Origin of the sequence: Kitasatospora sp. NPDC058048, from assembly GCF_042885555.1 — a bacterium.
Taxonomy (GTDB): domain Bacteria; phylum Actinomycetota; class Actinomycetes; order Streptomycetales; family Streptomycetaceae; genus Kitasatospora; species Kitasatospora lactacystinica.
Window position 1 is genome coordinate 282,839 of the sequence record NZ_JBHVRT010000008.1, and the last position, 8,303, is coordinate 291,141.

General features: G+C 70.6%; 7 protein-coding genes and 1 rRNA gene. All 8 read right to left on the minus strand.

The features are described from left to right. Nucleotides 1–41 precede the first annotated feature (41 nt). A complete protein-coding gene (locus ACFVVA_RS11740; RefSeq protein ID WP_359915026.1) occupies nucleotides 42–737 on the minus strand; it encodes a MerR family transcriptional regulator in 696 nt (231 codons plus the stop codon). Nucleotides 738–916: 179 nt separating this feature from the next. Beyond that, nucleotides 917–1,798: an FHA domain-containing protein gene (locus ACFVVA_RS11745; RefSeq protein ID WP_359915009.1), complete on the minus strand. Its 882-nt coding sequence runs from the start codon at nucleotides 1,796–1,798 to the stop codon at nucleotides 917–919. 229 nt (nucleotides 1,799–2,027) lie between these two features. After that, nucleotides 2,028–2,939 (minus strand): DUF881 domain-containing protein, encoded by a 912-nt coding sequence (locus tag ACFVVA_RS11750; protein WP_387688302.1) that lies wholly within the window; start codon nucleotides 2,937–2,939, stop codon nucleotides 2,028–2,030. A gap of 328 nt (nucleotides 2,940–3,267) precedes the next feature. After that, complete coding sequence (locus tag ACFVVA_RS11755; RefSeq protein ID WP_030062488.1) at nucleotides 3,268–3,600, minus strand: small basic family protein; 333 nt, start codon at nucleotides 3,598–3,600, stop codon at nucleotides 3,268–3,270. Next, nucleotides 3,597–4,685, minus strand: a complete 1,089-nt coding sequence (locus ACFVVA_RS11760) for a DUF881 domain-containing protein (RefSeq protein WP_387688282.1) — start codon at nucleotides 4,683–4,685, stop codon at nucleotides 3,597–3,599. Before ACFVVA_RS11760 ends, ACFVVA_RS11755 begins: the two co-directional genes overlap by 4 nt. 191 nt (nucleotides 4,686–4,876) lie before the next feature. Further along, nucleotides 4,877–7,372, minus strand: coding sequence for a sugar phosphate nucleotidyltransferase (locus tag ACFVVA_RS11765; protein WP_387688284.1), 2,496 nt, complete (start codon nucleotides 7,370–7,372; stop codon nucleotides 4,877–4,879). A 124-nt stretch (nucleotides 7,373–7,496) separates the two neighbouring features. After that, the gene (locus ACFVVA_RS11770; RefSeq protein ID WP_359915003.1) at nucleotides 7,497–8,117 is read right to left on the minus strand and encodes a CDP-alcohol phosphatidyltransferase family protein; all 621 of its coding nucleotides are present in this window, start codon (nucleotides 8,115–8,117) and stop codon (nucleotides 7,497–7,499) included. Nucleotides 8,118–8,216: 99 nt separating this feature from the next. Next, nucleotides 8,217–8,303 (minus strand): 5S ribosomal RNA (gene rrf, locus ACFVVA_RS11775); the annotation flags it as partial.

Genomic DNA, 8,303 nt, shown 5'->3' on the forward strand with positions numbered 1-8,303 from the left:
GTCAGCGCGGTGCAGCCGGTGCCGCCGGAATACCACGGCCGCTATCCGCGGGACCGCAGACCGGCCTGGACCATCGCCGCGTGCAGCCGCACCGACAGGGTCGCGAGCTCCCGGGCGGTGGCCTCCGCGTGCGCCCTGGTCTGCGGGTTCCGGTGCCGGCGCAGCGGCGCCACCACCTGCTCCACCAGCGCGATCTCGCGGTCCGCCGCGGCCTTCATGGCGCGCAGGTGCCGGGGCTCCAGGCCGTACCGGCCGAGCTCCGCGACCAGTCGGGCCACCTGGAGCGCCTCGCCGTCGTAGCCGCCGTCCGGGCCCGCGGCGACCAGCCCGTAGGACTCCCACTCGGCCAGCTCGGGTTCCCCAGCCTCGGCCGCCGCGAGCAGTTCGGCACGCCCCAGCCGGACGCCGGAGGGCACCTCGCCGGCGGCCACCAGCTCCCGGTCCGCCTCCTCCAGCGGCCCGGGCCGGGTGTCGGCGGCGGAGGGCAGCGCGGGAGGGTTCTCGCCGCGCTCGATCGCGTCCAGGTGCTCCCGGATCACCCGCAGCGGCAGGTAGTGGTCCCGCTGCATGCGCAGGACGTAGGCCAGCCGCTCGACGTCGGCCGGGCTGAACTTGCGGTACCCCGAGGGCGTGCGCTGCGGCTCGACCAGCCCCTCCGCCTCCAGGAAGCGGATCTTGGAGATGGTGACCTCGGGGAAGTCGTCGCGCAGGAAGGCCAGCACCGCGCCGATGCTCAGCAGTTCGTCACCACCGCGCCGCCGCCCGGCGGGCCGCTCGCTCCGGAGCGGCTGCCGCGGGCCCGCGACCACCCCGCGCCCGCCGCGGTCCGCCTGCGGACCGGACGGGATGGGGGTGGCCGCCCCGAGAGAAGAGGAAGGGGTATTCGTATTCACTCGGGCTCCTGCCGACGTCGCTTTCAGTACCCCCGGTTGTGGCCGGCGAAGAACACCAGCCGGTACTTCCCGATCTGCACCTCGTCGCCGTTGTTCAGCGACACCTCGTCGATCCGCTCCCGGTTCACGTAGGTGCCGTTGAGGCTGCCCACGTCCGCGACGCTGAAGCCGGCCGGGGTGCGGCGGAACTCCACGTGGCGGCGCGAGACCGTGACGTCGTCCAGGAAGATGTCACCCTGCGGGTGACGACCCGCCGTGGTGATGTCCGAGTCCAGCAGGAAGCGGCTGCCGGAGTTCGGACCGCGCTGCACGATCAGCAGGGCCGAGCCCGGCGGCAGCGCGTCGATCGCCGACAGCACCTCGGCCGACAGGGCCGGCGTGGCGCCGGTGCCGGTCGTGGTGGTGGGGTCGTACGACTCCAGGCCGGAGATGGAGATGGTCGACGTGGTCTCCGCCGCCCCCTCCGGGAGCAGGCCGCCGCGCAGCGCCGTACCGCAGTTGGAACAGAATCGGGCCGAGGCCGGGTTCTGGTTGCCGCACCTGGGGCACGGAGTGGGGCCAGCCATGTTCACAGCCTCCTGGCGCGGCACACCCGACGGGTTGTGCCCGGCGTACGGATCCGGGGCAAACCCTCCACCAGAGGTTGAGGGTCCTGACGGGAAACCTATGCGCGGCTCGCCGGAGGGGTCAACCGACGCGCCGTAGCCCGCCGGATTCCCCGCGTACTGGGCGGCGCCGCCGTCCCGGTACAGCTGCTGACCTGCGTACGGCGCGGCCTCGGGGGCCGGACGCATGCCCGGCACTGCGGGCTCGTCCTCCGGTCGGCGGTGACGCGCGGTGGGCGCCTCGACGGCGGCCGCGTCACGGCCCTTGTTGCGACCGAACAACTTCGAGAAGAAACTCACGGGCGAATCCCCTTGCGTGTGACAGACCCGCCCGCGGGGCAGGGTGAGAACCTCGGACATGCTGCGAGCCCGGTCGTTGCGGCTCGGGATCGCCGGAGCGGTACCCCGGCGGTCGGTACTGCGGTTGTTGCTCCGGAGCGTACTGGTGCGAACCAGTCTCGCCCATGTGACGGCGGCGTCCCCCGGCGGGTGCCGCCCGCCCTTGACGGGCCGTTCGTCGAGCGCCCCGTCACTTCGGAGCCGGCTTGGCGTACTGCGGCGACTTCGCGTCCACGAGGGCGTCGACGACCACCTTCTGCTGCTGGGCGATCGTCGCCCGCGCCTGGTTGCTCTCCAGCGTGCGGACGACACCTCCCGGGATGTTCAGCGCGGGTGTCAGATCCTGCGGGTTCCCCACGACCGTGAAGCGGTAGGGCTGCGAGACCTTCTTCCCGTCGATCTGCACTCCACCGCCCGACACATCGGTGAAGTAGGTGTTGACCACCACGCGCACGTCGTTGATCTGAATCGCCTCCGCCCCCGCCGCTCGAAGTTCTTGCAGGGTGTCCAGCAGCATATCTGCCTTCACCTGCCCTTGGGGATCATCGACCGTGAGTACGATGCCCGGACCAGTGGCTTTGACGGTACCGGCGAGCACACCGAGCTCCGTCACCTTCTTCCTGGTCTGCTCCTGGGCCTCCTTGGCCTGGTTGGAGCTGTTCTCCAACTTCGCCAGGGACTGCTCCAGCTCCGCCTTCTCCTGCTGGAGACGCTGCTGACGGCTGTCCAGTTCGTCGAGGATCCGCACCAGGTCCTCCTGACGGGCCCCGCGCAGCTGGCTGTGGTGGTCGTTGGTCGACCGCACCTGGATCGCCAGCCCCAGGCCGAGCGAGAACAGCAGCAGCGCCACCACCAGCTGCCCGCGCGACAGCCGCGGCGGCCAGAGCGCCGCCTTCAGCCGCCGCCGGCCGGTGTCCCGGTCCGAAGCGGGCTCGGGCTCGGGCGCCGCTTCCGGCTCGACCTCGGGCTCGACCTCGACCTCGGGCTCGGACTTGGGCTCGGACTTGGGCTCGGGCTTGGGCTCGGTGCCAGGCGCGGGTACCGGCTCGGACTTCGCCTCGGCGACGGGCCCGGCCTTCGCCTCCGGCTTCGTCCCGGCCACAGCTGCCGGCCCGACGACCTTCGTGAGCCGCAGCGTCGGCTCGGGCGCCGGATCGGCCTCAAGCTCAGCCTTAGCGTCAGACTTCTCCTCCGGGGCCTCCTCGGCGGCGGTCCCCCCGGCCGCCCCGGCGGCCACGGCCGGGTCCTCCGAGCCTTCGGGACCGGTCTCCCCCTCCGCCTCCGGCCCGGGGGCGCCCACGGCCTTCTCCGCGGGCTTCACAGCCGCCTTGACACCGACGGCCTCCCGAGGTTCCCCGCCCGGCTTCCCGGCGGCCGGACCGACCGCCGCGGCCTCCGGCTCCTGCGCCACCGCCTCCTCGCGGCGCGGCTCAGGCACGGAAGACATGGCGCCGGATCGCGGCCGCGTTGGAGAAGATGCGGATGCCGAGGACGACGACCACACCGGTGGACAGCTGCGAGCCGACCCCCAGCTGGTCACCGAGGAAGACGATCAGCGCCGCGACCACCACGTTCGACAGGAACGAGACGATGAACACCTTGTCGTTGAAGATCCCGTCGAGCATCGCCCGGACACCGCCGAACACGGCGTCCAGCGCCGCCACCACCGCGATCGGCAGGTAGGGCACGACGGCGTCCGGCACCTCGGGTTGGACGAAGAGGCCGACGACCACCCCGATCACAAGACCCAGTACGGCAATCACGGTCTGGCTGCTCCTGTCCCTGTCGTGGTCTTGGTGGGTCCGGTCGACGGACGCCGCTTGGTGGTGGGAGTGCCGCCGGGCCCGGCCGAGGAGGCCGATGCGGAGGACGGGGCCGATGGTGAGACGGACGCGGCGGGGCTCTCCTGGGTTGCGCCTCCGGTCGGCGGCGTACCGCCCGGAGTCGTCGGCGAGGCCGCGGGCGAGGTCTCGGGCGTCACCGGCTGCGCGGTCCGCAGCGTCACCCCCACCGCCGCCGGCAGTGTCAGGTTCTTCTGCACGGAGAGCGTCGACTTGATGCCGTACTGCTCCTGGAGCAGCCGCAGGTACTGCCCGGCCATGTCCTTCTCGAAGGCGGTGAGGAGCTTCGGGCCGTCCCCGACCGCCTGGATGCTGTACGGCGGCACCAGCGGCCGGTTGTCCACCAGCACCGCCTCGCCGGCGGCCCGGATCGCGGACAGCGCGGTCAGCCGCTGGCCGTTGATCGCGATCGCCTCGGCCCCGGATCCCCAGAGGCCGTTCACCACCAGCTGCAGGTCACGGTCCCGCAGCCGTCCGCTGTTGGAGAAGCCCTGCCCGGCCCGCGGGTCGACGTTGCCGCCGGCGCCCGTGCCCGTGGCGTCCTCCAGGACCAGCTTCAGGCCCGGCCCGGCGACCGGGCCGAGGCCCACGGCCCCGCTCAGCCCGCCGGGATCGCCGTCCCCCGAGGCGAGCGCCTGCTGCTGGGTGCTGTCGACCTTGAGCCGCAGCTCCTGCACCTGCTTCTGCAACTGGTCGGCCGAGGTGTTGCTGTCGTTGATCCGGTGGATCAGCGCGTCCCGCTCCTTGGCCAGCGACGGCTCGGCCTTGTGGGCGTTCACCGCGCCCACCGTCACCACCCCGCCGACCAGCGCCAGCCCGGCGCCGAGCGTGAGCAGCCCCTGCCAGGTGCCGGGTATCCGGCTGTCGCGGGCTCCGCCGCGCGCGGCGGCCGCCTCCGCATAGCCCTCGTCGAGGCTGTGGTCCATCACATTGGTCAGCAAGGACATCGAGGCGTCCGGACGGTTGTACCGTCCGTTCGGGGCACTCGGTGTCGGCGTCGCTGGCATGGAGACCATCGTCCCACGCCGCCGACGGGCCCCGTGCACGGCCCCTGAGCTGCACACACGCTGCACACATGACGGAAAGTGACGGATTGTTCCGAATAGTGTGAAAACGGACGGCGGGGCGCACGGCTCACACCGCGCGCCCCGCCGTTCGAGGCAGTTCCGAGCCTCAGGCAGTGCTCAACCCCGGACGCTCACCGCCCCGCTCCGTCGACCACGGCCGCCCACTCGTCCAGCAGCGCCTCGGTGGCCTCGTCGTCCGGGCCCTCCGCCCACAGGTGGGTGACCGCCTCGGCCGGGTCCGGCAGCACCAGCGTCCACCGCCCGTCGGCCTCGACCACCCGGACGCCGTCGGTGGTGTCCAGCCGACGGCTGCCGGCCGCCTCCACCACCGAGCGCATGACCATGCCCTTGGCCGCCCACGGCGTCGCGATGTCCCGGCGCCGGATGTGCGCCTGCGGAATCCGCGCGTCGATCTGGCTCAGCGTGAGCTGGGTCCGCGCCACCAGGCCGACCAGCCGGACGAACGCCGCGGCGCCGTCCAGCACCCCGCTGAACTCGGGCACCACGAAACCGCCGCGCCCGTCCCCGCCGAACACCGTGCCCTCGGCGGAGGCCGCCTTCGCGAGGTCGTCCGGCGTCGTCGTGGTCCAGATGACCTGGGTGCCGTGGTACGCCGCGACCTGCTCGGCGATCCGGGTCGTGGTCACCGGCAGTGCCACCTGCCCGCTCCGCCGCTCGGCCGCGACCAGGTCCAACAACACCAGCAGCGCCCGGTCGTCGTCGATCACCCGGCCGAGCTCGTCCACGAACGCGACGCGCTCGCCCACCGGATCGAACCGGACGCCGAAGGCCGCCCGCGAGGAGGCGACCAGCTCGCCCAGCCTGGCCAGCCCGGCCCTGCGCTCCTCCGCGTCCTCCGTCGGCCTGGCCTCGTCCAGCCCGGTGGAGACGGTCAGCGCCTCGACCCCGAGCCGGCCGAGGATGCTCGGCAGAACCAGGCCCGCGCTGCCGTGCGCGGTGTCCACCACCACCTTCAGCCCGGCCTCCCGGACCCCGGTGGTGTCCACCGTCCGCAGCAGGTTACCCGCGTAGGAGTCGAAGACGCTGGACGGGAACGTCAGGTCCCCGATCTCCCCCGGGAACGCCCGCCGGTACTCCTGACGTGCGTAGACCCGGTCCAGCTTGCGCTGGCCCGCCTGCGAGAGGTCCGCCCCGCGCTCGTCGAAGAAGAGGATGTCCAGCGAGTCCGGCACACCCGGCGTGGTCCGCAGGAAGATCCCGCCGGCGCTCCCCCGGGCCGTGTGCTGCCGGGCCACCGGCATGGGCACGTTCTCCAGGTCGCGGACATCGATCGCGGAGGTCTGGAGCCCCGAGATCATCGCCCGTTTGAGCGCACGCGCACCACGCGAGTGGTCACGCGCGATGGTGACGGTGGCGCCCTTCTTCAGCGTCGTCGCGTACGCCCCCGCCAGCCGCACGGCCAGCTCCGGGGTGATCTCGACGTTCAGGATGCCCGAGACCCCGCGCACCCCGAACAGGTGCTCCTGGCCGCGCGACTCCCAGATCACCGAGGTGTTGACGACGGCGCCGGCCTCGATGGTCTTGAACGGGTAGACCCGGACGTTCGCCCCGATGATCGACTCCTCGCCGACCAGGCACTCGTCCCCGATCACCGCGCCGTCCTCGATCCGCGCGGCCCGCATCACATCGGTGTTCTTGCCGACCACGCAGCCCCGCAGGTTGCTCTGCGGCCCGACGTAGACGTTGTCGTGCACCACCGCCTTGTGCAGGAACGCGCCGCGCTTGACGACCACGTTGCTGCCCAGCACGGTGTGCTCGCGGATCTCCACCCCGGCCTCGACCTTGGCGTAGTCCCCGATGTACAGCGGCCCGCGCAGCACCGCCTCCGGATCCACCTCGGCACCCTCGGCGACCCAGACGCCCGGGGAGATCTCGAATCCGTCCAGCTCGACGTCGACCTTGCCCTCCAGGACGTCGGCCTGGGCCTTGCCGTAGCTCTCGTGGGTGCCCACGTCCTCCCAGTAGCCCTCGGCGACGTAGCCGTAGACCCGCTTGCCCTCCTTCAACAGCTGCGGGAAGACGTCACTCGACCAGTCGACGGACTCACCCGCCGCCACGTAGTCGAAGACCTCGGGCTCCATCACGTAGATACCGGTGTTCACCGTGTCGGAGAAGACCTGCCCCCAGGTCGGCTTCTCCAGGAACCGCTCGACCCTCCCCTCGTCGTCCGTGATCGTGATGCCGAACTCCAGTGGATTCGGCACTCTCGTGAGACAGACGGTGACCAGCGCGTTCTTGCTGCGGTGAAAGTCGATCAATTCCGAGAGATCGAAGTCGGTCAGCGCGTCACCGGAGATCACCAGAAAGGAATCGTCCTTGAGCGCGTCCTCGGCGTTCTTGACACTCCCCGCAGTGCCCAGTGGCGTCTCCTCGTGGGCATAGGTCAGATGCATGCCCAGCTCTTCGCCGTCACCGAAATAGTTCTTGACCAGCGACGCCAGGAACTGCACGGTGACGACGGTGTCGGAGAGGCCGTGCCGCTTCAGCAGCCGAAGCACGTGCTCCATGATCGGCCTATTGGCGACCGGAAGCAGCGGCTTCGGCATGCTGGAGGTCATCGGGCGGAGTCGGGTGCCCTCGCCCCCTGCCATTACAACGGCTTTCATTACGGGTGCGTCCTCCTTCGCGGTGGTGGACCAACAGGTCCATCAAAGCGTTCCAGAAGGTTCTCTACCCGGAAGGTATCGTCCGACGCACCGATGAGGCGTGGGGCTTCTCTCAGATCACGTCTCAGACTGTGGACGCGGAGCCCGCGGTGCTCGCCCGGACGATCCGCCGAGCCTGAACCGCGTAAAGAATCGCGGCCCACCAGTACAGCGTCGTCCCCCACCAGATGAACGCCCAGCTCACCACCTCGGCCGGCCGGGCGATCCAGCTGTCCACACTGCCGAGCAGCAGAAGCGGAAAGGCGTACATCAGATTGAAGGTCGCCGCCTTGCCCAGGAAACTCACCTGGAGCGGTCCGTAGCCGTGCCGGTTCAGAATCGGCAGCAGCGCGGCGATGAATACCTCACGGGCCAACAGGATCGCGGTGAGCCACCACGGCAGAATCTCACGCCAGGTCAATCCGACCAGCGTGGACAGCACATAGAGCCGGTCGGCCAGCGGATCGAGCAGCTGCCCCACCCGGCTGATCTGCCCCCACCGCCGGGCGAGCTTCCCGTCCAGGTAGTCGCTGATCCCGCTCAGCATCAGGATCAACAGCGCCCAACCGTCATTGTTGGGCCCGTCGAACACCGGCCACAGGATGAGCCAGAGAAAGAGCGGAACACCGACCAGCCGGCCCATGCTCAGCATGTTGGGGATGGTGAGGACGCGATCGGTCTGGACCCGCGTCTCCTGGACCTCCACCCGGGGGCCTCCTGTCCCGTATGACGACAATTGCATGTTGACCCTACAACAGAGAAGCCCCCGACCGGTTCACCCGGCGGGGGCTTCTCTAGAATAATTGTTCGGCGGCGTCCTACTCTCCCACAGGGTCCCCCCTGCAGTACCATCGGCGCTGTAAGGCTTAGCTTCCGGGTTCGGAATGTAACC

What these genes read in the sequence shown, in the direction of transcription:
- ACFVVA_RS11760 (WP_387688282.1), bottom strand. Translation starts at nt 4,685, where the DNA reads ATGCCAGCGACGCCGACACCGAGTGCCCCGAACGGACGGTACAACCGT.
- ACFVVA_RS11765 (WP_387688284.1), bottom strand. Translation starts at nt 7,372, where the DNA reads ATGAAAGCCGTTGTAATGGCAGGGGGCGAGGGCACCCGACTCCGCCCG.